The organism is Micromonospora sp. C51 (assembly GCF_018070435.1).
Taxonomy (GTDB): Bacteria; Actinomycetota; Actinomycetes; order Mycobacteriales; family Micromonosporaceae; genus Micromonospora; species Micromonospora sediminimaris.
The window spans coordinates 358,894-383,539 of the sequence record NZ_JAGPXQ010000001.1 but is presented as its reverse complement, the minus strand read 5'-3'; the positions used below and the strand labels follow the sequence as shown (position 1 = coordinate 383,539).

The following is a 24,646-nucleotide window of genomic DNA, read 5'->3' as shown; positions in this document are numbered from 1 at the left end:
CATGGACATCACGATTCACGCCAGCTTCCTGCCGCACAACGACCCGGACGCCGCCCTGGCCTTCTACCGGGATCTCCTCGGCTTCGAGGTCCGCAACGACGTCGGCTACCAGGGCATGCGCTGGATCACCGTCGGCCCACCCGGTCAGCCCGGCACCTCGATCGTGCTGCATCCACCGGCCGCCGATCCCGGGGTGACCGACGAGGAACGCCGTACCATCACCGAGATGATGGCCAAGGGCACCTACGCCTCGATCCTGCTGGCCACGCCCGACCTCGACGGCGTCTTCGAGCGGTTGCAGGCCAGCGACACCGAGATCGTGCAGGAGCCGACCGAGCAGCCGTACGGGGTTCGTGACTGCGCCGTTCGGGATGCCGCCGGCAACATGATCCGTATTCAGGAAGTGCGATGAGCAGGGACAACCGGTCGGCGGCACCACCCGCCGCCGACAGCCACGATTTGATCCGGGTGCAGGGTGCCCGGGAGAACAATCTCAAGGACGTCACCGTCGAGTTGCCGAAGCGCCGGCTGACGGTGTTCACCGGTGTCTCCGGTTCGGGCAAGAGCTCGCTGGTGTTCAGCACCATCGCGGCGGAGTCGCAGCGGCTGATCAACGAGACCTACAGCGCGTTCATCCAGGGCTTCATGCCCACCCTGGCCCGGCCGGAGGTTGACGTCCTCGACGGGCTGACCACCGCGATCATCGTCGACCAGGAGCGGATGGCCGCCAACCCCCGGTCCACCGTCGGCACCGCCACCGACGCCAACGCCATGCTGCGGATCCTGTTCAGCCGGCTCGGCAAGCCGCACATCGGGTCGCCTCAGGCGTACTCCTTCAACGTCGCCTCGATCAGCGGTGCCGGCGCGGTGACCATCGAACGTGGTGGCACCACGACGAAGGAGCGGCGGAGCTTCAGCATCACCGGTGGCATGTGCCCGCGCTGCGAAGGCACCGGGCGGGTGACGGACATCGACCTGACCGCGTTGTACGACGACAGCAAGTCGCTCAACGAGAGCGCGATCACCGTGCCCGGTTACAGCATGGACGGGTGGTACGGCCGGATCTACCGGGGTAGCGGCTTCTTCGATCCGGACAAACCAATCCGTAAGTACACGAAGAAGGAGCTGCACGACCTGCTCCACAAGGAGCCGACCAAGATCAAGGTCGACGGGATCAACCTGACGTACTCGGGTCTGATCCCGCAGATTCAGAAGTCGTTCCTGTCCAAGGACGTCGAGGCGATGCAGCCGCACATCCGCGCCTTCGTGGAACGGGCGGTCACCTTCACGATCTGCCCCGACTGTGGCGGCACCCGGCTGAGCGAGGCGGCCCGTTCCTCGAAGATCAAGGGCGTCAACATCGCTGACGCCTGCGCGATGCAGATCAGCGATCTCGCCGAGTGGGTGCGCGGGCTGCGTGAGCCTTCCGTGGCGCCGCTGCTGGCGTCGTTGCAGCACACCCTCGACTCCTTCGTCGAGATCGGGCTCGGCTACCTCAGCCTGGACCGGCCGTCCGGGACGCTCTCCGGCGGCGAGGCGCAACGCACCAAGATGATCCGCCACCTCGGGTCGTCGCTGACCGACGTCACCTACGTCTTCGACGAACCCACGATCGGGCTGCACCCGCACGACATCCAGCAGATGAACCGCCTGCTGCTGCGGCTGCGCGACAAGGGCAACACCGTGCTCGTCGTGGAGCACAAGCCGGAGACGATCGCCATCGCCGACCACGTCGTCGACCTCGGTCCCGGGGCCGGCACGGCGGGTGGCACCGTCTGTTTCGAGGGCAGCGTCGAGGGGCTGCGGGCCAGCGGTACGCTCACCGGCCGCCACCTCGACGACCGGGCCACCCTCAAGAAGTCGGTGCGTACGCCCACCGGGCACCTGCCGATCCGTAAGGCCTCGACGCACAACCTGCGCGACGTCGACGTCGACATCCCGCTCGGGGTGCTGGTCGTGGTCACCGGCGTCGCCGGTTCGGGCAAGAGTTCGCTGGTGCACGGGTCGATCCCGCCCGGTGCCGGGGTGGTGTCGATCGACCAGGGCGCGATCCGTGGCTCGCGGCGCAGCAACCCGGCGACGTACACCGGGCTGCTCGACCCGATCCGTAAGGCGTTCGCGAAGGCCAACGGCGTGAAGCCGGCGCTGTTCAGCGCCAACTCCGAAGGCGCCTGCCCCAACTGCAACGGTGCCGGCGTCATCTACACCGACCTGGCGATGATGGCCGGCGTCGCCACGGTGTGCGAGGAGTGCGAGGGCAAGCGGTTCCAGGCATCCGTCCTGGAATACCGCTTCGGCGGTCGGGACATCGCCGAGGTGCTCGCGATGCCGGTGAGCGAGGCGGAGGAGTTCTTCGGGTCCGGCGAGGCGCGTACGCCGGCCGCGCACCGCATCCTCAACCGGCTCGCCGAGGTCGGCCTCGGCTACCTCAGCCTCGGCCAGCCGCTCACCACTCTCTCCGGGGGCGAGCGGCAGCGGCTCAAGTTGGCCACCCACATGGCCGAGCAGGGCGGGGTCTACGTGCTCGACGAGCCGACCACCGGGTTGCACCTCGCCGATGTCGAGCACCTGCTCGGTCTGCTCGACCGGCTCGTCGACTCCGGCAAGTCGGTGATCGTCATCGAACACCACCAGGCGGTCATGGCCCACGCCGACTGGATCATCGACCTGGGGCCGGGCGCCGGTCACGACGGTGGCCGGATCGTCTTCGAGGGCACCCCCGCCGATCTTGTCGCCGCCCGGTCCACCCTCACCGGCGAGCACCTCGCCGCCTACGTGGGCGGCTGAGCCCGCCCATCCACCAGCGGTACCACGCTCACCCCACGGTGATGATCATCACCGTGGGGTGAAACCTACCCTCTCCGGAGGGTAGGTTCGGTGCTGGTCGTCGAGGTGCGGCTACGGCCCCTCGCGGTCTCCTTCTTGAGCGGTTTCTCCCGGGCGACGATGCCCGCAAACGGTCCGGAAACGTCCGACCGGTTCTGGTATGTGCAGATCACGTCGTTCCCTGCCCGGGGGAGCGGCATCGTGTGTGCGCCTGAGCGCGTGCACCCTGAGTGGAAACGGCTGTATGTCTTCGATGTTGTCCGCGGTCGCCCGGCCGCGTCTGTCCCGCCCGTCCTGGCTGTCGCCGAAGGTGTTCCGGACCGAGGTCCTCGCCGGGCTGGTGGTGGCTCTGGCCCTGATCCCGGAGGCGATCAGCTTCTCGATCCTGGCCGGGGTGGATCCGCGGGTCGGATTGTTCGCCTCGTTCACCATGGCCGTGGTCATCTCGATCTGTGGTGGCCGCCCGGCGATGATCAGCGCGGCTACCGGCGCGATCGCCCTGGTCGTCGCACCCCTGGCCAAGGAGCACGGCCTGGACTACCTGATCGCCGCAGTGATCCTGGGCGGGGCGATCCAGGTGCTGCTGGCCGCCCTCGGGGTGGCGAAGCTGATGCGCTTCATCCCGCGCAGCGTGATGGTCGGGTTCGTCAACGCCCTGGCCATCCTGATCTTCGCGGCGCAGGTGCCGTACCTGCTCGGGGTGCCGTGGCTGGTCTACCCCCTCGTCGCCCTCGCTCTGGTGATCATGGTCGGCCTGCCCCGACTCACCAGAGCCGTGCCGGCCCCGCTGGTCGCGATCGTCGTGCTGACCGTGATCACTGTCGCCGCCGCGGTGACCGTACCGACCGTCGGGGACCAGGGCGAACTGCCGAACAGCCTGCCCGCCCTCGGCCTGCCGCAGATCCCGTGGACGATGGAGACCCTGGCGCTGATCGCCCCCTACGCCGTCGGTATCGCGCTGGTCGGGCTGATGGAATCGTTGATGACCGCCAAGCTGGTTGACGACATCACCGACACGCACTCCAACAAGACCCGCGAGTCCTGGGGCCAGGGCGTGGCCAACATCGTCACCGGCTTCTTCGGCGGGATGGGCGGCTGCGCCATGATCGGCCAAACGATGATCAACGTGAAGGCGTCCGGCGCCCGGACCCGCCTGTCGACGTTTCTGTCCGGCGTCTTCCTGCTCATCCTGGTCGTGGCGCTCGGCGACGTGGTGGCCACCATCCCGATGGCCGCCCTCGTCGCCGTGATGGTCATCGTCGCGGTCTCCACCTTCGACTGGCACTCCGTCGCCCCCGCCACGCTCAAGCGCATGCCGCTGGGCGAGACCCTGGTCATGGTCACCACCGTCGCCACCACCCTGGTCACCCACAACCTGGCCATCGGCGTCGTCGCCGGCGTGCTCACCGCCATGGTGATCTTCGCCCGCCGGGTCGCCCACCTCGTCGAGGTCACCAGCGTGCTCGACCCCGACGGCGGCACCCGGATCTACTCCGTGCACGGCGAACTCTTCTTCGCCTCCAGCAACGACCTGGTCTACCAGTTCGACTATGCCGGCGACCCGGAGAAGGTGATCATCGACATGAGTCGGGCGCACGTCTGGGACGCCTCCTCCGTGGCCGCCCTCGACGCCATCACCACCAAGTACGCCGACCGTGGCAAGACCGTCGAGATCGTCGAACTGAACAAGCCCAGCGCGGCGATCCACGGCAGCCTCGCCGGCACCCTCAGCGCGGGCCACTGATGTCCGTCACCGGACGCGACGCCGGGCCGCGACAGGCGAGCGGCCCGGCACCCGGCCGACACATGCAGATCGGCGAGGCCGCCGAACGGGTCGGCCTGAGCATCCGCACCATCCGTCACTACGAACAGGTCGGGCTCATCGTCCCGTCGGCGCGTACCGACGGCGGCTTCCGCCTCTACACCGAACCCGATCTGGACCGCCTCGGGGTGGTCAAACGGATGAAGCCCCTCGGGTTCACCCTCGACGAGATGCGCGACCTGCTCGGCGTTCTCGACGCGCTGCCCACTGCCGAGGATGACCAACGTCGCGCCCTGCTCGACCGGCTCGCCATGTTCCACACTCTCGCCACCACGCGGGTCGACGCACTCCGCGAACAGCTGACCACCGCCGAAGGCTTCGCCGACACCCTGCGGCAGCGGATCGACAAGCACACCCGCCCGGACTAGGTGTACGGCCCAGGACGTCTCGGTCACTCGCCCGGCGGGCCCGCACCGCGGATCGTCGTCGACCGTGCTACATCCGAACGTCGACTGCCTGGCCATGCCTGATCCCCTTCCGAACGGGTACCGGTCCTGCGATCGGTGCCGCTTGGGGGGAGTGGGACGAATGCGCAGACGGCCCGGGACCGGAAGTCAGTCACGTCGCTGATCTCAGAGGAGGTCAGCCGTGACCGAACTCGTGCTCCGCCCGCTCGCGGACGCGTTCATGCAGGTGGGTGTGTACGTCGCCGTGATGGTGGCGCTGTTCGGCTGGCTGCGTTGGCGGTACGGGGACCGGCTCACCGACGGGCTGACCCGTCGCCGCCGGGTGGGCCCGCTGGTCGGCGCGCTGCTCGGGGTCACTCCGGGCTGCGGTGGCGCGATCATCCTCATGCCCCTGTACGCGCGCGGCAAGATCTCCTTCGGCACCGTCGTGGGGGCGCTGGTCGCGACCATGGGTGACTCGTCCTGGGTGGTGCTGGCCTGGAACCCGATCTTCGCGCTCCAACTGCACGCGCTGCTGTTCGTCGTCGGCCTGGCCACCGGGTACGCCGTGGACGCTCTCGGCATCGACCCGGTCCGGTCCGCCGGCCGACGGCGGTCGGTGCCCGTCACCACGCCGGTGCGTGTCCCTGCCGACGTCGCGCCGGATCTCACCGCGTCCCGCCGCCTGTTCGGCGGGCTGCTGCCCCGGGTGCCCGCGTCGACCGCGTTCTGGGGGCTGACGACGCCGGCCTTCGCGGTGTCCGTGCCGGTGGTGTTCCAGGTCGTCGACCCGGCGGCGCTGACCGTGATCGGTGGGGTCGACCCGTACCTGGCGCTCGGTGTGCTCGGCACCCTGGTCGCGGTGCTCATCTTCGCCGCCGGAGGGGGACGACTGGCCGACGACAGCCTGGAGACCGCGCACGCCAGCACGAGGGCCGCGACCCTGCGGCACAGCGCGCACGAGGCATCGTTCGTCACGGTCTGGGTGGCCGTGGCCTATCTCGGCTGGCAGGTGCTGAGCACTGCGACCGGCTTCGACGGTTCGCAACTCGTGCTGACCGGCCTTGTCGGCGTGCTTGTCGGCGCGCTGATCGGCCTGGTACCCGGCTGCGCCCTGCAGATCGTCTTCACCGGCCTCTACATCAGTGGCGGGCTGCCGCTACCCACGCTGGTCGCCAACGCGATCAGCCAGGACGGAGACGCCCTGATCCCACTCGCCGCCCTGCGCCGACACTCCGCGGTCGTGGCGACCGTCATCACCACCGTTCCGGCGGCAGCCGTCGGCGGGGCGCTGCTCGTGTTCTGGTGAACCGGCCGAAGGAGCCTGCATGTCGAACTCGAAGACGGACCTCGTCCCGATGTCGCGGGTCCGGCGCAAGCTGGCCGCTTTCAGCGGTCTGAGTCTCGTCGCCGTGGCCGTCGGGCTGCCGGGCTGGTCGATCGCGGCACTGGTGCTGACCAGCCTGGCGATTCCCGTCGCTGTCGGCCTGGCCGGCGGCGGCAGCCTCCTTCGCCAACTGCTGCGCCCGGGCGCGAATCGGGGCGGCTGGAGAGCCCGTCGCCCACGGCGGAGCCGCGCGTCAGCCTGAAGAAGGTTCACTGCTGATGCCGTCCCGGCCACCTGTTGTCCATGCGATGTCAACCTGAACTCTTCTCGGCGCCGGTACCTTGCGGTCTCCGTGAGTCGTGCCGGGCCTGCCGGCGGGTGCCACGGTGCGCCAACGAATTCAGACACAGCGCTCAGACGGGTATGCGGGGGAAGGCGGTTCTTCGGGTGTGGCTCGGGGCTGACAAGAAGGAGTTCGAGGCCTTCCTCGATTCCGCTGACGTTTACTGGCGCAAGAACCTGGGTTCCACGACGTCCCAGAACTACCTCGTCGTCGAGGTGTTCCACCAGGACATCAGGGTGGCGATGCGCAACCTGTCCGTCGCCAACGCGATCCGCCGCATCGTCCCCGCCCAACTGGTCGTGGTGACCGGGGTGGAGCAGATGTGGCACGACGCGCTGTGGACCGAGTTCGACGTGAAGCTGGTCGAGCGGATCGCGGCCGCCTACGGCGCCAGCCAGGTCATCGACCTGTACCGCCTCGTGGAGGAGCCGGCCAACTCCGCCACTCCGAGTGCCGTGCCGGTGGAGCTGTTCGGACGGCCGCTGCCCCCCGGCGCGCCGATCAGTGAGGAAACCCTCGCCGAGTTCGTCAGCGCCACCTACTGCCGGGTGACCAAGCGGCCCCGGCCGCCGGAGAACCCCTCCGCCGACCCGCGCTACCGGCGACGGCAGGCGCTGGCCCGGGCCATCTCCTCGGCCTACGACGCCCTGCTCGGCAGCGGCTCGGTGGTCGCGCTGGTCACCAGCCACGTCGACTACGACCACTGGGGGCTCGCGGTGGACTCCGCCCGCCGGGCCGGGGTACCCGTGGTGCACACCCAGCAGACCGGGTGTCTCAAGGCGTACGCGCTGTTCCCCGAGAACGACACCGGTGAGCACACCTTCCGTGGTGAACTCACCCACCAGATCGGTGCCTTCTTCGAACAGCGGGTGTGGTCACGACGCAACGAGGTGCGGCGCAACGCCGAACTCGTCGCCTGGCGGTCGAAGGTCAACCTGGGCCGGCCCAGCTGGTGGCGGGGCGGCGCCAGCGCCTCCGTCGACATCACCAACAGCAGTGAGCGGGCCCGGCTGCGGACGCACTTCGCGGCCCGGCTGGGGTTCGACCCGGCTCGTCCGGTGGTGGCGGTGTTCAACCACGCGGTGTCCGACGCGCCAGGCACGAACCACCAGTCCTTCCCCACGCTTGCCGACTGGTTCGAGGAGACCGCCCAGTTCGCCAGCACCGCCACCGAGGTGCAGTGGCTGTTCCAGGACCATCCCAGCCAGTTCCGCTACGACAGCACCGACTTCTTCGACTCGGTCGCCCGACGGTACGCCCGACACCGGCACATGGTGTTCCAGCCGAGCAAGGACCTGAGCAAGAACGGTCTGTGGAGCCTCGTCGACCTGGGCGTGACCGTGCGCGGCAGCGTCAGCAACGAGCTGCCCGCGTACGGCATCCCGGTGATCCAGGCCGGCTGGTCCGAGTGGAGCGAGTGTGGTCTGTCCACGGTGGTGAACGACCCGGAGACCTACTGGAAGGCACTCGACGCCGCGATCAGCGCCATGCTCAACGGCGAGGAGATCATCTCCGCCGAGCAGGTCGAGCGCGCCCGCCTGTGGTTGTGGTTCTACCGCAGCGCCACGGACCTGTTCACCCCTCAGGTGCCGCACTGGGAGGTGTGGCCCGCCGACTACCTGCTGCGCGCGGTGCGGACCTCGTTCCGACACATCGAGAGCGACGCGGACCCGGTCTTCGAGGCCGTCGAGCGGATGTGGACCCGGCGTGAGCCGGTGCTGACCCGGACCGACCTCCAGGTGCCGGGAGGTGTCCGGTAGTGGCGATCGGTGCCTGGTTCGCCACCGAGTTCGACGAGCCGATCCCGGCCCGGGAGCTTCCCGCGACGTTCACCTCGGGCGGGGATCCCGAAGTGTTGCTCGCCGACCAGGTCGCCCGGGGCGTGGCGATCGTGGGCCGGGTCCAGGGCGGGTCCGGCGCGGTCGTGCTCAAGGTACGCACCGACGGCCGCCCGGTCCGCGTCCGGGTCGACCTGCACATCGACGGTGCCTCGCAGACCGCCTGGTCGCGGGCGGCGGCACCGGCCCGGGGGATGCGCGAGCTGCCGCGACTGGTCATGGTCCGGGCCCAGGGCGCGGACCGGGCCGCCGCGGTGATCAGCCGCCAACGGGGGCGGTTGCGGATGGTGGAGGCCCACGCCTGGGTGGAGTTCGACCTGCGGGCTGACGAGGTGGGCGACGACGGCCTCTTGATCATCGAGGTGGTGGACGGCACGCTGCCGTCATGGGCGTCGACCGCGCTCAGCCCGCTGGCGGCGATCGGCGTGCGGATCAACCAGGTCGAGATCGTCGCGATCGACGCGGCCGAGCAGCGCGGCGACGCCACTCGACTCGCCGGTGCCGCCGCGCAGCTCGCCGGGCTCGTCAGCGCCGGCGGTCTGGTCGGGGCGCGAGGTCGCGGACAGGGGCACGCCCGGTCGCGGTTCATCGTGGTCAACGCCGCCGACCCCACCGTACGATGCCGGCTGCGGATTTCGGCCGCCACGGCCCCACCGGCAGCGGTGCGACAGCCGAGCCAGAAGTGGCTGCGCCGCCAGCAGGGCCAGACCGTGCTGAAGGCGTTCCGGGTGGCGCAGCGTGGGGCGGGATACGCGTTGTTCGAGGCGTCGCCGTTCACCCGGCCGCCGCAACCGGACCGGCTGGTGGTCCGGGGCGTCCATCTGGTCGACGGCGCCGAGTGCCGGGTGAGCGCCACGCCGCAGGGCGAGGACACCCTCGACGTGGTGGTCGAGCGTACGGCGCCCGGTCCGGTGCTGGTCGGGCTCGCCGAGCACGACAACCCGGCGGTACGGCGGCGGGTCGCCGAGACCGTCTGCCAGCTCGTCGAGTTGGAGTGTCACCGGTGACCGAGCACAACCGCCACGACCTGACGCTCACCGATGATCCAGCGACCAACCGGCGGGCGCTCGAACAGATCCTGGCGTCCGGGACCGGGGGCACCCTGCGGCTGCCGGCGGGCACCTTCACCCTGGACCGGGGAGTGGTGCTCAGCTCGGGCTGGACGCTGACCGGGGCCGCGCACGGAAACGGGCCGGTGACCACCTGGCTGACGTCGTCCTCGTCGGCCGGCGAACCCATCGTCCACGTGCTGGGCTCACGGGTGACCGTCCAGGACATCGGCTTCCGCCCGCCGCCGTGCGTGCCGGGGGAGCACGGCGGCGACCGGGGCACCGCCATCACCATCGGGAACTACCTCTACCCGGCCGAGGCGGAGTGGATCGAGGACATCCAGATCCGGCGCGTCCAGGTCGAGCGCCGCGACGAGCGCGCCGCCAACTGTGTCGCCGTCATGGGCGCGGTACGCGACATCATCATCAGCGACGTCTCCATCGTCGGCGGCTGCACCGGCATCGCCGTGCACTGGGGTGCAGTCGGCGACGGGGTCGACTCGATCGTCGGCCCCTCGTACCATCCGCACCACCTCGAACTCCGTGACCTGCGCGTGTCCGACGCGTTCGAGGGGTTCTACCTCAGCTCGGTGCACGACGTGACGGTGGACCGGGTCCACCTGAGCGAGGTCGAGATCGGCTTCCGGCTGCTCCCCGGCGACAACACGGACCGGTTCCACTCCGCTGGCGACAACCCGGTCGGCGCGCGTATCCGCGTCTCGGGTGCCCACGTGGCCTGGAACGGCCCGTTGTACGCGGTCCGGATCGCGGGCTGGGGACGCAGCGAGATCGACCACTCGTTCCGGGTACTCGAATACCGGGACGTGGTGGTCCGGGACTGCACGTTCGTGCCGCTGCCGCTCGCCACGGCCGGGCCCGGCGAGGCGCGGCGCCCGCGGTCGCCCATCGTCGTGGAGCAGGCATCCGGTGTGATCCTGGAAGGGGTCCGCGTCGACCTGCGGGCGGACCCGGCCGGCCCGCTGCCCGATGACGAGGCGACCGTCGGTCGCCGCCAGCCGGCCGGGTTCCGGTAGCCGGAGATCGATCAGCGTATGCGGACCAGGTCGGCCAGTGAGTAGACCTGCGGGGCCCGCGGCGTCGTCCACGGCACGCCGGATTCGCTGACCGCCCGCTCCGTGCCGTGCTTGGCCTCGGAGTAGCCGATCGGAACCCGGCCGGCACCGATGACCGAGATGTAGACGACGCCGTCGACACCCGTTCGGAGGTCTCACACCGGAATCGCCGTGTCCTCGCGGGCGCGGCGTCCGCGCGCCGCCGGACGCGCTCCGGCGGTACCGTCGCGCCGCCGGATGATCCATTCCGCCAGTATCACGTTGATCAGCCAGGCGGCGGTCATCGTCCCGGTCCGGCCGAAGGTCGTGAGTGGACCGACGGCGGCTAGCCAGGCCATCTGGGTGAAGAACTGGGTACCTGCGCCCATTCCGATGGCGTAGCCGCGGATCATCCACGCGCGGTGCCGGGTGAAATCGCGGCGTCGGACCGCCACGAAGCCGAGGACGATCGACCCCGCCATGGCGACGCTGACCACCACGCGGACGGCGACCAGCGTGCCGCTGTCGAGCGCCCCCGGGGGCAGGAACAGGGTCAGCCACAGGCCACTCAGTGCGGTGAGCAGGCCGCAGGGAATCAGGATCCGGCCGGCGACCCGGTGCCAGCGGCGGTGGCGCCGTCGGAACCGGGGCGCGAACTGGAAGGCACCGAGCACGCTGAACCCGGTCACGGCGACGATGTGGACGATCACGGGCAGCGGGGCTGAGGCGATCCGGTCGCCGTCGGGCAACACCTGGGCGCCGCCGGCCAGTTCGGTCAGGCGGAGGCCGCCGGCGGCCACCGGCACCGCGCTGAGCAGCAGCAGACCGGCGGGGATGAGCCAGGTCGACCTGGCGGAAGACGGCACAGCGATGGGTCCCTTCTCGCGGCGACCGGGACCCCGACCACGTCACCGCTCCGGGTCCGGCCGACCTTGGACGGACACGGTGCGCGGTTCAGTCGGGAAGGGCCTCGGTCGCTCCTGCTCCGTCGATCCTGGCAACGCGGCGGACCGTACTCATCGCCGTGCGGGCCGGCGTTGTCTCGGCCGATGGACGGGGAAGCCGGCCGTACTTTGGGCCGGGCGGCCGGCCGTGTTCAATCGTGGGGTGGCCATCCGCGTGATCGTCGCCGACGACCAGGAGATCGTTCGTACCGGCCTGACGATGATCCTCAACGCCCAGCCGGACATCGAGGTGGTGGGCGAGGTGGGCGACGGTCATCGAGCCGTCGAACTCGCCCGGCGACTACGCCCGGACGTGTGTCTGTTCGACATCCGGATGCCCGGCGTGGACGGCATCGAGGCCACCCGTCGCCTCGCCGGCCCGGCCGTGCCGGACCCCTTGGCGGTGGTCGTGATCACCACCTTCGACCTCGACGAGTACGTCTACGCCGCGCTCCGCGCCGGAGCGCGTGGTTTCCTGCTCAAGGACGCCGGCACGGCTCTGCTCACCCAGGCCGTGCGGGCTGCCGCCGCCGGGGACGCGCTCATCGCGCCGAACATCACCACCCGGCTGCTCCGGGCCTTCGCCGACGCGGGCCCGGCCGCGCCGCCGCGGCAGCCGGTCGACGCGCTCACACTGCGGGAGGAGGAGGTGCTGGTGGCCGTCGCGCGTGGCCGTACCAACACCGAGATCGCCGAGGAGTTGCACATCAGCCTCAGCACTGTGAAGACCCACATCGCCAGCCTGATGGTCAAGCTCGGTGTCCGTAACCGGGTGGAGATCGCGATGTGGGCGTACCACACCGACCGCGTCCGCAACGGTCCGGAGCGCCCGGCGTAGCGCCGCGACCGCCTGTCCGGAATCCGTCTCAACCCAGGCTTGTCATCGTTCACCTTGTTTCGTAACGTGACGTCGCCACAACGATGTGAATGCATTCCGGGCCGACCTCACGGAGCGTTCATGCAACCGTCGGAAGCCGACGTCGACAATCCCACCGTCGTACGTGAGATTCCGCTCGGCGAATCTGTCGATCTTCAGCATCTCAAAGATGTGTTCCGGCAGCGAGGCGTCCGGCCGGACGACGACGCTCTCACCCTTATCGACTTCCGTGTTAGCCGCACCTTCGACGTGGTCGCCCTGCTCTGGGTGCTGGCGATGATGGGCACCCGGATCACCAGTGACCGGTTGACCCGCTTTCGGCTCCCCGTCGTCCGTGCCGCTCTTGACGTGCTGCGGCGGGACCGATTCTTCGAGGCAGCCTGCCAGGTCGCGCGGGCGCCGCTGCCGATGCTGCTGCACCTGGAGGACGTCAAGCGGGTCAACGAGAGCGCCCCTGCCGCGTTCGGCACCGGGACGTCCGGTGATCCGAGTGACCAGATCGTGCAGCACCTGCGCAAGAAGCGCGTGTTCGGGCTGTCGCTGTACCGCCTCGACAGCGCCGACGCCCGGACGGCGATGATGCGGGAGGAACTCGGGCGCTGGACGGACCCGCTTGCGTTGGCCCTGTTCAGCCGGCATCTCAAGGGTACCGCTGAGTGGGACGTGGCTCGGGTGGTCGTGCACGAGATCTTGGCCAACGTCCAGGAACATCCGCACGCGTCGACCGCCGTCGTGGCCTCCGACATGGTGCTGCCGCGCGACGACGTGCCGCAGGCCGCACTGACCATCGCGGTGTGGGACAACGGCGACTCCATCGTCGACACCCTGCGCAGGGGCCTGGTCTGCCGGGGCGACGTGCGGGTGGCGGCAGCTCCGGCGACAGACACCTTCAGGATCCGCCGGGAGGGGGCCGACCCACTGGTGGCGGACGAGCTACGGACGTCGGATTGGAAGCCCGACGTCGCCAGCGACGACCGCGACCTGCTCATGGCCAGTCTGTTGCCGGGCATCTCCAGCAAGTCGGACGACGGCGACGCGCGGTCGCGGGACCGTCTGCTCGGCTGTGGACTCTATTTCCTCTACCACCATGTGATCGACGTCTTCCAGGGCTCACTGGACATCTATGTCGGCGCGATCCGATTGACGGTGGAGGCGGAGTACGAGCCCGACTCGTCGGCGCAGTATGTGGTCACTCTCCGGGAAGGGCTGGGTATTCCGAAGATCCGCGGCAACCTCGTCGTCGCCCGGCTGCCGACTCATGGCTGAACGTTGGCGGATCATTCCAAAGGTCATCCGGCTCGGCAGCGCGACCACAGAGGACGTACCCGACGATCGGCTGCGTTTCTACCGTGACCTCGTCGCCGAGGTCCACCCGGGTACGGTGAGCGCGGAGCCGAGTCAGACGATCTATCTCAGCTTCGAGCAGTTGAGGTCAGCGTGGCAGGTGTACGACCGGCTCATCGCTGACGTCTCGGCGAGCGAGGACCCGGTCGAGGGCACGCTGGTCCTGGTCGATTTCACCCTGAGCCCGCACGAACTCATCATCCAGACCGTCGCCGCGTACACCGGCAAGGCCCTCGGCACCCTGCTGCTGACCAATCCCGGCCTGGAGGTGCTGGTCCTGATGCCGGCGATGGGGACCGGCCTGCAACAGGCTTTCCGTGACATCGTCGGCACCGACCATCCCGGGCACATCGTCATTCAGTACGGCGACGGCTCCCGGGTTCGGGTCTCGGCCGGGCAGGTCGACGACGAACCGATCCAGCCGCCAGACCCCGAGTACGCCGAGCAACTCCAGCGACTGAACCAGCCGATCAGCGACCGGCTGGGCGGCAAGATCCTCCGTCGACTGGGTCACTACAAGTTCGGCACCAGCGAGAAGTACTGCACCCGGTATTTCTTCGACGCGTCGTACGCCATGCAGGAGGTCAGCCAACTGACCAAGGACATCGTCCTGGAGGAGCAGAACGGCAGCTCCGGACCACTGATGATCGTCTCGCACCAGGCGCACTCCCCGTGGCTCGTCGAGGTGGGCGCGGAGGTGGCGCAACGCCTCGGGATCAGACATTTCCCGGTCTCCGCCGGCGACGACCTAGCGAACCTGCCGACCTCCGGCGACGCGCTGCTGATGCTGGACGTGGTCAACACCGGTCGGACGACCGAGGCGTTGATCGGACGGCTGGGTGCGCGCGGCCTCGTGGTGAGACCCACGATCATTGCGGTCTTCATCGACCGGGAGCGGTTGGGGCCGGCCAGGGACTCCTTCCAGATGGTGGTCGACCGCCGCGCCTACCGGGTGCGTGGTGTGGCCGGCCCGATCGCCCGGCGGAAGACCGAACGCACCCGGTGCGATCAGTGTCTCGCGAAGAGCCTCCCGGCGGATCCCCTGGCGGACCGGCCCGGCATCCGGTCCTACGACATGTGGGAGATGCTGCTGACCCACGAGTGGGTGCCGGAGAAATATGGCCCCGGCGACCCGGACCAGAGCTCTCCGGGGCCGCCACGCTTCTCCCTGGTGCCCGACTTCAAGCGGATGTTCGAGGAGTACGGCGACTGGATCGCCTACAAGCTCGACGAGATGCTGGAGGCGACCCGGATCGGCGGCGCGGGCGTCGAGGAGGCGGTCTACGTCTGTCCGGCGGAGCCGGCCATGAACACGCTCACCGACCAGCTCAAAGCCCGCCGAGGCGCGCGGCCGGTCGCGGTCAAGATCCCCCGCAGGATCCTCTGGGCTGCGGAGCGGGACGACTTCTCGGAGGTCGACCGGCACACGGAGATGGGCTGGGGCCGTCAGCTCAGCCTGCTCGCCGAGCGCGACTCGTACGCCGTCGCCATCATCGACGAGTTCAACGGCTCGAACACGACCGCGCTGTCGATGCTGAAGATCCTGCGACGGTTCGGGATCACGGCGTTGGCCTATCTCCCCGTGATCAACCGGAATCCTGGTTCGGCGCTGCGGCTCGCCGGCGGCCCGGAGGTGCCTATCCGCCCGCTCTACGAGATACCGTCCCCGCGGCTGTCCGTGCTGGACGCCGCTGACGCTGCCGGTGGCCGATGAGCGCCGACGCGCCACCTGAGCGGCTGGCACGGGTGTTGGAGGCCGTACCCGACCACGACGAGGGCGCGGTCACGGCCGACCAACTCTGCGCGGCAGCCGGGTTCGGCGGCGCGGCCGGACCGGTGGCGGCTGAGGTGGTCACCGGTTTCCTGCAGCTCTCGGGTGCCGTGCTGGTGACCGAGGATCCGGCCACCGGTCGGCACACGGTGAAGGCGGCGAGCCCGGCGGCGGCCCTGTTCCTCAAGAGCCTCGCCGCCTACCTGCGCAGCGGCACACCTGTCATCGACAACTGGGCGCGAGCGGGCACCACGGAGCCGCCGTACCAACCGCAGCAGGTGCTGGCCGGTGCGCAGTTCCTGTACGTGATCGAGCACCGCCGGCTCAGTCTCGACCCGCAGGCGTCGCCGCTCCGGTCTGGGCGGGTGGTCCAGGTGCTGATCAAGACGCGACTGCGGCTACTCGGCCCGCGCTACCTGATGATCTACGACCGGGCGGCCCGGCAGTATCAGCTGCCCGGTGGCCACCTGCGTTCCGACGACCGGGACGCGTTTGCCGCGGCGGTCCGGGAGTTGGAGGAGGAACTACCCGGGTTCAGCTTCGACGCCCGGCGGGACCGTCTGGTCGAGTTGGGTGAGGTCGAGGTCGTCCAACAGTCGCGCACCTACGGTGCCGTCACCCGGTACCGGATGCACTTCGTCCAGTTGACGTCCACCCGCCGTGAACTCAAGGCCGGACCGGACGGGCAGTGGGTCACTGAGCGGGCGCTGCTGGAGGAGGGGCGGCTCGTCAAGGGCAGCGGCGTCAACACGACCGGGTTGCGGCGGCTCGTCGCGGGACTGCCCGGTGGGCTGGGCCGGCTGGCGCCCGGGCTCGTGTTGGGCCGGCGTCCGTCGACCACCGTACTGATCAGGGAAAAGCCCTGGGAGGTGCTCGGCGCGGTGCTGAGCGTCGCCGGGATCGTCGTCGCGATCGTCCAGCTGGTCGCCGAGTGGGGAGTCGGCTGATGCCGGACGAACCGGAGCTGACCGGCGACTGGAGCCGGATTCCGGCCGGGCAGACGGCCGCCTTCGAACGTTGGGTCCGGGTCAAGCGGGTCTCCGTCGAAATCGTGCGCTATCAGCAGGGCGGCCACAGCGGAACACCGATAGCGCTTGTGGTCTGGCGGGAGCCCGGCCAGCGTGACCGGCAACGGTTCCTGCGCTTCTACGACGGTCAGACCGGCGAGATCGAGCGTGCGCAGCTGGCGTACGTCGACTCACCGCCGACCTTCGTACGCCGGCATCTGCCCACCGCCCAGCTGGAGTCGCTCGGTGACAGCTGGGTCGCTGCGTTCGACGTCGCCGCGGGAGACCTGTTGGCCTGCCCGCCGCTGACCGAGGTGATGGCGCTGCCGGACTTTCCCGCTCAGCTGCGCACCATCGTGCAGTCGGTGGTGCACGATTGGAACCAACCACCACCGTCGAGCCAGCAGCGGCCCACCACCGTCGGCGGTTATCTGGCCGAACTGCTCGACGGACGGCCGGAGCGGCGCGGTACGCCCGGTGCGCGCCTGCGGGCCTGGGCAAAGCGGGCGGGCGTACCGGACGGGCAGGCGCGGGTCCAGTTGGGCTGGTGGCGGTCGGAGCTGCCCAACCCGCTCGCCTTCCTTGCCGGTTCCGCGCCACGAAGCAGTGAGGAGCTGTCGCTGCTGACCGGCCATACCCATGGTGACCTGAACATCGGCAACATCCTGGTGCCGACCGAGCCCACTCTCGAGGGAAACGGGTACCAGCTGATCGACCTCGGCGGCTACCACAGCGACGGGCCGTTGACCCGAGACCCGATGCACCTGTTGCTCTCCATGGTGGCGCACTGGCTCCGGACCTCCACCCGGATCGAGGGTGACACCGGCACCGAGTTGATCCGTGCCCTGCTGCGCATCGCCCCGGCCACCGGTCAGCGGCCCGAGCTGCTCGGGCACGCCGAGGTCAGCGCGGCGGTGCATGAGGCGGGCCGGGCGATCGCCGCCATCCAGGGGTTCGGTGAGCGATGGCGACTGCAGACGCTGTTGTCGTTGGCCGGCTGCGCGTTGCTCTTCGCCGACCGGGACCTGCGAATGCGCGACGAGGACCAGGCACGTGGCTGGTTCTTCACGCTGGCCGCCGCGGCGCTGGAGGAGTACCTGTGGCACACCGGCGGGCAGTCGGCGGCACCGGTGGTCGGCGCGACGCCCCAGCCGGCCGCCGACCTGCGCCGGCCGTCAGCGGCGAAGCCGGCGGAAAACGTCGGGCTCGACGAGGTTGAGGTGGCCCGTGAGTCCTGCGAGGCGATCGTGCATCATCTGGTGCTGCGGGCCCGCGCGGCGCGTGGGTTGACCCCGGAGCAGGTGCACCTGCTCCTGCTCGACTTCGGCGCTCGGGCCCCGCTGCTGACCGAGGCGGAACATGCCCGACTTTCGGTGCAGGCCATGCACGCATTCTCACCGCAACCCACCCTCGGCGACGAACGTGACCAGGAGCCGACGTCTCCGTCGGTGCCCAGGCAGCCCTCGGCCCAGCAACCCGCATCGGAGACCACGACCGGTGCCGCCGGCAGACCGACGCGTCGTGGCGTGTCCGGCACGCTTCCGGCGGAGTCGGCCAGACGGGTCGACGTCGCGGTGCTGACCTCGCACCCGGCGGAGTACCGTGCGGTGCTCCAGGTCTTCGTGCCGGAGTTGGCACCGGAGAGCCAGGCCACGGAGATCGGTCGGTGGATCGAGGTGTCGGCGGAGCGGGCCGATCGACCGCTCTCGGTCTACCTCGCCCGGTCACCGGAGCGCTTGACGCCCGGGCGGGCACGCGCTGTCCGGAACATCGTGGAGCGGTTCAATCCCTCGGCGTTCTTTCTGGTCGGCACGGCGAGAGGGGACGGCGCCGGCGACGTCGTGGTTCCGCGCTGGGTCGGCCACTACGAGCGGCTGGCGTCGGGGGAGGTGGTGACCCGGGTGCCGCAGCTGTGGATTCCCGACTATGTGCGGACTCTGTTGGCCTACTACCGTCGGGTCAACACCCGGTTCCAGGATCTCGTGGTCGACTTCCGCAAGTCGGCTCGGGCAGAGGACCTACCGGTATCGCCGACCGCACCCCGACCCGAGATCGACTTCGACGGCGCGGTGGCCAGCGGACCGCCGGAGCTGATGACCGAGGCGGCTCTGGCGGAGTTGCGCGACCAGGATGGACGCCTGACGGCGCTGGACACCGAGTCGTACGAGTTCGGCCTCTGGAACGAGCGGCGGCTCTGGGCGGTCTTCCGCGGAGTGGTCGCGGGGCACGTGGCCAGTTCCGGCTCGACTGCGGAACTCTTCTTGGCCGCCGGGCACGCGGCCGCCTGTCTCAAGGATTTCCTCGCGCACGAGTACCTGCCCGAGTGAGCCGCCGGCGGGTCTTCATGTGGCGTTAACGGCGCTTGTGGCGCGATGACATTTATTGATCGCGATTTCTGCGAGAATCCTGATGTCGCCTGCCGCGCCCCCAAGTCGGGTTCCCCCACCCGCCGTCGCAGGAGACAGTCAGGAGTCGTCCCGTGGCTCGCCTACGCAAGGTGGCGATCGTCTCGGCGATCGCTGTCGCCCTGTCGGTGGTACTCGTGCCGCCGGCCGCCCACGCCACACCCCCCAACATCCCCTCGTACAGCACGGCGGTGAGCCGGCTGAACTCGCTCACCGTCGCGGCCGAGTCCCACCAGTCCAGCTACAACCGCGACCTCTTCCCGCACTGGATCACCATCACCGGTGCCTGCAACACCCGGGAGCAGGTGCTCAAGCGGGACGGCAGCAACGTCGTGGTGAACTCCAGCTGTTATCCGACCTCCGGGTCCTGGTACAGCCCGTACGACGGGGTGACCCGCACGAACCCCGCCGATATCTCCATCGACCACGTGGTGCCGCTGGCTGAGGCGTGGCGTTCGGGCGCCTGGGCCTGGAGCACCTCGCGTCGCCAGACCTACGCCAACGACCTGGGCGGGCCGGAACTGTGGGCGGTCACCGGCACGGTCAACTCGTCCAAGGGCGACAAGGATCCGGCCGCCTGGAAGCCGCCGCGCGCGGCCTTCCACTGCACCTACGCCCGGGCCTGGATCCAGGTGAAGTGGTATTACGGCCTCACCGTGAACAGCGCGGAGAAATCGGCGCTGAGCACCATGCTCAACACCTGCTGACCAGTCGCCGGCCGGGGCGGCATCGGTGACGGGGGCGTGACGTCGACGGCGTCACGCCCCCGTCGCGCTCGACGTGCCGCGTCCGGCCGGGCGGCCGTTCGGTACCGAGCGTGCCGGGAAGGAGGGGTTGACAGCTGAAGACCTGCAACGTGCAATATATTGCATGTCTCTCGACGTGTTCGACCGCTACCCGTTGCTCTTCGGCCCCAGCCCGGTCCATCCGCTGGACCAACTGAGTCGCCATCTGGGCGGCGCCCGGATCTGGGCCAAGCGGGAAGACTGCAACAGCGGCCTGGCCTTCGGCGGAAACAAGACCCGCAAGCTGGAGTACCTGCTGCCCGACGCCCTGGCCCTTGGCGCGGACACCCTGGTCAGCATCGGTGGTGTGCAGTCCAATCACACCCGTCAGGTGGCCGCCGTCGCGGCCCGGGCCGGCCTGAAGGCCGTCCTGGTGCAGGAGAGCTGGGTGGACTGGCCGGACCCGGTCAACGACAAGGTCGGCAACATTCTGCTGTCGCGCGTGATGGGGGCCGAGGTGCGCCTCGCACCGGACGGCTTCGGCATCGGCGTCAAGGAGAGCTGGCAGCGGGCGCTGGAGGAGGTCCGGGCCGGCGGTGGCGTGCCGTACGCGATCCCCGCCGGGGCGTCCGACCACCCGCTGGGCGGGCTCGGCTTCGCCAACTGGGCGTACGAGGTCCAGCAACAGGAGCGGGAGCTGGGGGTCTTCTTCGACACCATCGTCGTGTGCAGCGTCACCGGCAGCACCCAGGCGGGGATGATCGCCGGTTTCGCCGACCAGGACCGGCCCCGGCGGGTGCTCGGCATCGACGCCTCGGCGAAGCTCGACGAGACCCGGGCCCAAGTGGAGAAGATCGCCCGTGACACCGCCGCGCTCATCGGTCTCGGGCGGGACCTGCGCGACGACGAGATCACCGTGCTGGCGGGCTGGGCAGGGGAGCGGTACGGCATTCCGGTCCAGTCCACCCTGGACGCGATCCGGCTCACCGGTGAGCTGGAAGGCATGATCATCGACCCGGTGTACGAGGGCAAGTCGATGGCGGCGCTGATCGACCTCGTCCGTGCCCGGGACATCCCCGCCGACGCCAACGTTCTCTACGCCCACCTGGGTGGCCAACCCGCCCTGAACGCCTATCACACGCTCTTCGCCTGACCGGGCCGCAGCGCCGGCAGGGGTGCCACCCGCCACCCCTGCCGGTTAGGGTTTTCATGTCCGACAAGATGGAGGGGGCGTCGATGACGGGCAGTGCCCGGCCCAGTGGGGCCGCGGAGGTGTTCGACCAGGCCGCGCCGAGCTACGACCGCACCGGAGTCTCCTTCTTCGGCCCGTTCGGTGCCGAGCTCGTCCGGCGCGCCGCCATCCGGCCGGGTGAGCGTGTTCTCGACGTCGGTTGCGGTCGCGGCGCGGTGCTTTTCCCGGCGGCGCACGCCACCGGACCGACCGGGCACGTCACCGGGATCGACCTCGCTCCGGCCATGGTCGCCCTCACCGCCGAGGACGTCACCCGCGCTGGTCTGACTCACGTCGACGTCCGGGTGGACGACGCCCAGCAGCCCGACTTCCCGCCCCGCAGCTTCGACGCCGTCCTGGCCGGGCTGGTCGTCTTCCTGCTCCCGCAGCCGCAACAGGCCCTGGAGGCGTACGCTCGGCTGTTGCGGTCGTCCGGCCGCCTGGTGATCAGCACCTTCGGTGCCCAGGATCCGGCCTTCGTCGCCGCCACCGACGCCCTGGCGGCGCATCTGCCGACCGACCAGGCCCGGCCGGCGCGCCCGGCCGGCCCGTTCGCCGACGAGCAGGCGATCACCGCCACCATGGACGGCGCGGGCCTCACCGTCACCTCGATCGTCGCGCACCGGGTCGAGAGCCGGTTCGACGACGTCGACCACTGGGTGCGGTGGATGTGGTCACACGGCGGACGAGCGTTGCTGCGACACCTACCGGCGGACCGACTGCCCACCGCGACCGCCGACGCCGCGCAGGCGCTGGACGCCGCCCGCGACGACGGCGGCGGCTTGTCGCTGACCACCGAGATCCGGATCACCGTGGCGGTACCCGCGGAGCGGACGGGTGACCTACCTGGGCCGTCGCACGCCTGACACCTCGAACGCTGCGGCGACGGCGGCCCGGCTGCCGAAGCCGTCGGTGCCGCCCGGTCACCGTGGGTCAGCCGTCGGTGAGGCGGTCGGCGCGAGCGTTGAGGTAACGCTGCTGCGCCAGGTTGACGGCCCGCGCGGCAGCTGTCCGGTACTCGGCGCGGGCCGCCGCCGGGTCGCCGCGCCGCTCCAGCAGGTGCGCGCGTACGGCGGGCAGCCTCGGATCCCGGGCCAGCCGACCGTCGGCGGCCACCCTGTCGACCAGCGCCAGTCCCGCGTCGGGACCGTCCGTCATGGCCACCGCGACGGCATGGTTCAGCGCGACCAGGGGGTTGCTGTCCATCTCCGTCAGCACCTCGTACAGCGCCGCGATCTGGGGCCAGTCGGTCTCGTCCGGGCTGGATGCCTCGTCGTGCAGGGCAGCGATGGCGGCCTGGACCTGGTACGGCCCGGGGCGCCCCCGGTGCAGCGCCTCGACCACAAGCGCCGTGCCCTCGGTGATCTGATCGGCCCGCCAGCGGGAACGGTCCTGCTCGGCCATCGGCACCAGCTCGCCGTGCGGCCCGGTGCGTGCCGGCGCGCGGGCGTCGGTGAGCAGCAGCAACGCCAGCAGACCGGTAACCTCCGCGGCGTCGGGCAGCATCCGATGCACCAGCCGGGTCAGCCGGATCGCCTCGGCACACAGGTCAGCGCGGAGCAGTCCGGGCCCGGAGGTGCTCGCGTACCCCTCGTTGAAGATCAGGTAGAGCACCCGGAGCACGGCCGTGAGGCGCGTCGGGACCTCGGCCGGGTCGGGCATCGCGAAGGGCAGGCCACTGTCGCGGATCCGCTGCTTGCCGCGGCTGATCCGCCGGGTCATGGTCTGCTCCGGCACCAGGAACGCCCGGGCCACCTCCGCCGTGCTCAGCCCGCCGACCGCCCGCAGGGTCAACGCGATCTGCGCGGCCGGGGGCAGCGACGGATGGCAGCACAGGAACAGCAGGATCAGGGTGTCGTCGGAGTCCGCGATCCGGTCACCCGGCGGTGGTAGCCGCCATTCGGCCAGCACCTGCCGGCCGACGAGGTCCTCCCGCTGCCGTCGCGCCTGCTCGGCCCGGAGCAGGTCGGTGAGCCGCCGCGACGCCACCGTGATCAGCCAGGCCCGGGGGTTGGCCGGTTCGCCGTCGCGGGGCCAGGCGGTGGCCGCGGCGATCAGCGCCTCCTGGGTGGCGTCCTCGGCGGTGTCGAAGTGCCCGTAGCGGCGCACGAGCGCGCCGAGGACCTGCGGCGCCAGCCGGCGCAGCAGGTCCTCGACGGTCGGTTCACCCATCAGACGAGATCGTCGACGCCCTCGGCGATCGGGCGGACATCGACGTACTCGCCCGGGTTGTCGGGGTTCACCAGCATGGCGGCGATCTCGACGGCCCGGTCGAAGCTGGCGCACTCGACCACGGTGTACCCGGCGAGGACCTCCTGCGTCTCCGGGTACGGGCCGTCGGTGACCATCGCAGCGCCGGCGCGTACCTGGACCCGGCGGGCGTGCACCGGCGCGGTCAGCCCCTGAGCGTCCACCAGCTCACCGGAGTCGGCAAGATCCTGGTGCACCCTGCCCATGTGCTCGTGCATCGCGGCCACCTGCTCGGCCGACATCGCCGGTCGGTCGGCGGCGTGCCCGGCCATCGCGTCGTAGTCCCGCTGCGAGCCGTACAGCATGATCATGTATTTCACGGGGTCTCCCTCTCGCGTCCGCCACCATCGCCGGTGCCGGTTCACCGGGGACGTCGGAGCCGGGCGTCCGTTCCGGACACCGACCACCGCACCCTAGTGAGGTGGCCAGCAACGTTCACCGGGCCGCGCCGACTCCAACGCCGCCTTCCCTCGCCGCGACACCGCCAACGTTTCTGGCCACCGCACTGGGCCGGGATCGATCCGACTGGCCCAAATCGGCCGGATGAAACCCGCTGGCAGACGGGCAACTGAACCGGACGGGACGGGACGGCGTACCTGACGGCAACGGGCGTGACGGTCGTACCGTCGGGGTACTGGACCGGCGACGCCGAGGCGGGAGGAGCACGGTGGCGGCAGGTGGGCGAGGGCGACGCCGAGGCAGGCTCGCCGGCCTGGCGGTAGCGCTGGTGGCGGCGGCCGCCTGCATGGTGGAGCCGGTGGGGGGACCGGCGGACCCGGGCGGGCAGCGGCAGCCGGCCGAACCGACGGCCGAGGTGACCCGTGCCGACGGCACCGACACGGTGGAGGAGTTCCGGCAGGACGTGGCCGACGCGCAGCGGCTCGCCGAGCTGTACTGGGCTGACCAGTTCGAGGTGTCGGAGCAGTCCTTCCGGCCGATCCGGCAGGTCATCCCGTACCAGCGCGACGGTGAGGTTTCCTGCGGCGGGCAGGAGGTGCCCCGCAACAACGCGGTCTACTGCACCATCGACGACTACATCGCGTACGACATCAACTGGTCCTTCGGCGCCTTCCGGCAGATCGGTGACGCGTTCGTGTTCTACCTGCTCGGCCACGAGTACGCGCACGGCATCCAGACCCGGCTGGGCATCCGGTACAACTTCACCATCCAGCAGGAGTTGCAGGCCGACTGCATGGCCGGGGCGTTCCTCGGCGACTCGGTACGGGCCGGCCGGCTCACCCTTGAGGAAGGCGACCTCGACGAGTTCAACGACGGACTGCTGGCCGTCGGCGACGACCCCGGCCAACCATGGTTCGCCGAGGGCTCCCACGGCACCCCCGAGCAGCGGACCGAGGCGTTCTTCCGCGGCTACGAACGATCCCTGGCCGCCTGCGATCTCGGTTGAGAAAGGTCACTGTGCCGGGCGCGGAAGCACCGTCGGCTGACAGG

General features: G+C 70.1%; 21 protein-coding genes. 18 read left to right on the top strand and 3 right to left on the bottom strand.

The window, feature by feature from the left end; translation table 11 throughout:
- Position 1 precedes the first annotated feature (1 nt).
- The 9 genes from KBX50_RS01825 to KBX50_RS01785 all read left to right on the top strand — a co-directional run bounded on the left by KBX50_RS01825 (position 2) and on the right by KBX50_RS01785 (position 10,625).
- Positions 2 to 412 (top strand): VOC family protein, encoded by a 411-nt coding sequence (locus KBX50_RS01825; protein WP_210934008.1) that lies wholly within the window; start codon positions 2 to 4, stop codon positions 410 to 412.
- The gene (locus KBX50_RS01820; protein ID WP_210934005.1) at positions 409 to 2,787 is read left to right on the top strand and encodes an excinuclease ABC subunit UvrA; all 2,379 of its coding nucleotides are present in this window, start codon (positions 409 to 411) and stop codon (positions 2,785 to 2,787) included. Before KBX50_RS01825 ends, KBX50_RS01820 begins: the two co-directional genes overlap by 4 nt.
- Before the next feature lie 283 nt (positions 2,788 to 3,070).
- Positions 3,071 to 4,570, top strand: coding sequence for a SulP family inorganic anion transporter (locus tag KBX50_RS01815; protein ID WP_210934003.1), 1,500 nt, complete (start codon positions 3,071 to 3,073; stop codon positions 4,568 to 4,570).
- Positions 4,570 to 5,016 carry a MerR family transcriptional regulator gene (locus tag KBX50_RS01810; RefSeq protein ID WP_210934001.1) on the top strand — a complete coding sequence of 149 codons (447 nt, stop codon included), beginning with the start codon at positions 4,570 to 4,572 and terminating at the stop codon, positions 5,014 to 5,016. The genes KBX50_RS01815 and KBX50_RS01810 overlap by 1 nt, the downstream gene beginning before the upstream one ends.
- Positions 5,017 to 5,236: 220 nt before the next feature.
- Complete coding sequence (locus KBX50_RS01805; protein WP_210933999.1) at positions 5,237 to 6,343, top strand: putative manganese transporter; 1,107 nt, start codon at positions 5,237 to 5,239, stop codon at positions 6,341 to 6,343.
- Positions 6,344 to 6,362: 19 nt separating this feature from the next.
- Positions 6,363 to 6,623: a hypothetical protein gene (locus KBX50_RS01800; protein WP_210933997.1), complete on the top strand. Its 261-nt coding sequence runs from the start codon at positions 6,363 to 6,365 to the stop codon at positions 6,621 to 6,623.
- A 185-nt stretch (positions 6,624 to 6,808) separates the two neighbouring features.
- Positions 6,809 to 8,464 (top strand): hypothetical protein, encoded by a 1,656-nt coding sequence (locus KBX50_RS01795; protein ID WP_210933995.1) that lies wholly within the window; start codon positions 6,809 to 6,811, stop codon positions 8,462 to 8,464.
- A complete protein-coding gene (locus KBX50_RS01790) occupies positions 8,464 to 9,549 on the top strand; it encodes a hypothetical protein (protein WP_210933993.1) in 1,086 nt (361 codons plus the stop codon). The genes KBX50_RS01795 and KBX50_RS01790 overlap by 1 nt, the downstream gene beginning before the upstream one ends.
- The gene (locus KBX50_RS01785; protein ID WP_210933991.1) at positions 9,546 to 10,625 is read left to right on the top strand and encodes a hypothetical protein; all 1,080 of its coding nucleotides are present in this window, start codon (positions 9,546 to 9,548) and stop codon (positions 10,623 to 10,625) included. Before KBX50_RS01790 ends, KBX50_RS01785 begins: the two co-directional genes overlap by 4 nt.
- Before the next feature lie 194 nt (positions 10,626 to 10,819).
- Here KBX50_RS01785 and KBX50_RS01780 read toward each other — a convergent pair whose 3' ends face one another.
- On the bottom strand, positions 10,820 to 11,509 hold the full coding sequence (locus KBX50_RS01780; protein ID WP_307870802.1) for a DUF2306 domain-containing protein: 690 nt from the start codon (positions 11,507 to 11,509) through the stop codon (positions 10,820 to 10,822).
- A gap of 241 nt (positions 11,510 to 11,750) precedes the next feature.
- Here KBX50_RS01780 and KBX50_RS01775 point away from each other — a divergent pair, with 241 nt between their 5' ends.
- The 8 genes from KBX50_RS01775 (at position 11,751) to KBX50_RS01740 (ending at position 21,813) form a co-directional block, all read left to right on the top strand.
- Entirely contained in the window at positions 11,751 to 12,425 is a 675-nt protein-coding gene (locus KBX50_RS01775) for a response regulator transcription factor (protein WP_210933990.1), read from the top strand.
- Between the two features lie 120 nt (positions 12,426 to 12,545).
- Entirely contained in the window at positions 12,546 to 13,730 is a 1,185-nt protein-coding gene (locus tag KBX50_RS01770; protein ID WP_210933988.1) for a hypothetical protein, read from the top strand.
- Positions 13,723 to 15,522 (top strand): hypothetical protein, encoded by a 1,800-nt coding sequence (locus KBX50_RS01765; protein ID WP_210933986.1) that lies wholly within the window; start codon positions 13,723 to 13,725, stop codon positions 15,520 to 15,522. The genes KBX50_RS01770 and KBX50_RS01765 overlap by 8 nt, the downstream gene beginning before the upstream one ends.
- A complete protein-coding gene (locus KBX50_RS01760) occupies positions 15,519 to 16,526 on the top strand; it encodes an NUDIX domain-containing protein (protein WP_210933983.1) in 1,008 nt (335 codons plus the stop codon). Before KBX50_RS01765 ends, KBX50_RS01760 begins: the two co-directional genes overlap by 4 nt.
- Positions 16,526 to 18,913 carry a hypothetical protein gene (locus KBX50_RS01755; protein WP_210933981.1) on the top strand — a complete coding sequence of 796 codons (2,388 nt, stop codon included), beginning with the start codon at positions 16,526 to 16,528 and terminating at the stop codon, positions 18,911 to 18,913. The genes KBX50_RS01760 and KBX50_RS01755 overlap by 1 nt, the downstream gene beginning before the upstream one ends.
- Positions 18,914 to 19,065: 152 nt before the next feature.
- Positions 19,066 to 19,698, top strand: a complete 633-nt coding sequence (locus KBX50_RS01750) for an HNH endonuclease family protein (RefSeq protein ID WP_210933979.1) — start codon at positions 19,066 to 19,068, stop codon at positions 19,696 to 19,698.
- Between the two features lie 163 nt (positions 19,699 to 19,861).
- Complete coding sequence (locus tag KBX50_RS01745) at positions 19,862 to 20,869, top strand: 1-aminocyclopropane-1-carboxylate deaminase (RefSeq protein ID WP_210933977.1); 1,008 nt, start codon at positions 19,862 to 19,864, stop codon at positions 20,867 to 20,869.
- Positions 20,870 to 20,952: 83 nt separating this feature from the next.
- Positions 20,953 to 21,813 carry a class I SAM-dependent methyltransferase gene (locus tag KBX50_RS01740; RefSeq protein ID WP_210934388.1) on the top strand — a complete coding sequence of 287 codons (861 nt, stop codon included), beginning with the start codon at positions 20,953 to 20,955 and terminating at the stop codon, positions 21,811 to 21,813.
- A 67-nt stretch (positions 21,814 to 21,880) separates the two neighbouring features.
- Here KBX50_RS01740 and KBX50_RS01735 read toward each other — a convergent pair whose 3' ends face one another.
- Positions 21,881 to 23,119, bottom strand: coding sequence for an RNA polymerase sigma factor (locus KBX50_RS01735; RefSeq protein ID WP_210933974.1), 1,239 nt, complete (start codon positions 23,117 to 23,119; stop codon positions 21,881 to 21,883).
- On the bottom strand, positions 23,119 to 23,508 hold the full coding sequence (locus tag KBX50_RS01730) for a YciI family protein (RefSeq protein WP_247673001.1): 390 nt from the start codon (positions 23,506 to 23,508) through the stop codon (positions 23,119 to 23,121). Before KBX50_RS01730 ends, KBX50_RS01735 begins: the two co-directional genes overlap by 1 nt.
- Positions 23,509 to 23,831: 323 nt before the next feature.
- Here KBX50_RS01730 and KBX50_RS01725 point away from each other — a divergent pair, with 323 nt between their 5' ends.
- Entirely contained in the window at positions 23,832 to 24,602 is a 771-nt protein-coding gene (locus tag KBX50_RS01725) for a neutral zinc metallopeptidase (RefSeq protein ID WP_210934387.1), read from the top strand.
- Positions 24,603 to 24,646: the final 44 nt, after the last annotated feature.

Excerpts from the sequence above, each read along its gene's own strand:
- KBX50_RS01825 (WP_210934008.1), top strand. The coding sequence starts at position 2 with ATGGACATCACGATTCACGCCAGCTTCCTGCCGCACAACGACCCGGAC.
- KBX50_RS01820 (WP_210934005.1), top strand. The coding sequence starts at position 409 with ATGAGCAGGGACAACCGGTCGGCGGCACCACCCGCCGCCGACAGCCAC.
- KBX50_RS01815 (WP_210934003.1), top strand. The coding sequence starts at position 3,071 with ATGTCTTCGATGTTGTCCGCGGTCGCCCGGCCGCGTCTGTCCCGCCCG.
- KBX50_RS01810 (WP_210934001.1), top strand. The coding sequence starts at position 4,570 with ATGTCCGTCACCGGACGCGACGCCGGGCCGCGACAGGCGAGCGGCCCG.
- KBX50_RS01800 (WP_210933997.1), top strand. The coding sequence starts at position 6,363 with ATGTCGAACTCGAAGACGGACCTCGTCCCGATGTCGCGGGTCCGGCGC.
- KBX50_RS01770 (WP_210933988.1), top strand. The coding sequence starts at position 12,546 with ATGCAACCGTCGGAAGCCGACGTCGACAATCCCACCGTCGTACGTGAG.
- KBX50_RS01765 (WP_210933986.1), top strand. The coding sequence starts at position 13,723 with ATGGCTGAACGTTGGCGGATCATTCCAAAGGTCATCCGGCTCGGCAGC.
- KBX50_RS01760 (WP_210933983.1), top strand. The coding sequence starts at position 15,519 with ATGAGCGCCGACGCGCCACCTGAGCGGCTGGCACGGGTGTTGGAGGCC.
- KBX50_RS01755 (WP_210933981.1), top strand. The coding sequence starts at position 16,526 with ATGCCGGACGAACCGGAGCTGACCGGCGACTGGAGCCGGATTCCGGCC.
- KBX50_RS01745 (WP_210933977.1), top strand. The coding sequence starts at position 19,862 with ATGTCTCTCGACGTGTTCGACCGCTACCCGTTGCTCTTCGGCCCCAGC.
- KBX50_RS01740 (WP_210934388.1), top strand. The coding sequence starts at position 20,953 with ATGACGGGCAGTGCCCGGCCCAGTGGGGCCGCGGAGGTGTTCGACCAG.
- KBX50_RS01735 (WP_210933974.1), bottom strand. The coding sequence starts at position 23,119 with ATGGGTGAACCGACCGTCGAGGACCTGCTGCGCCGGCTGGCGCCGCAG.
- KBX50_RS01730 (WP_247673001.1), bottom strand. The coding sequence starts at position 23,508 with ATGATCATGCTGTACGGCTCGCAGCGGGACTACGACGCGATGGCCGGG.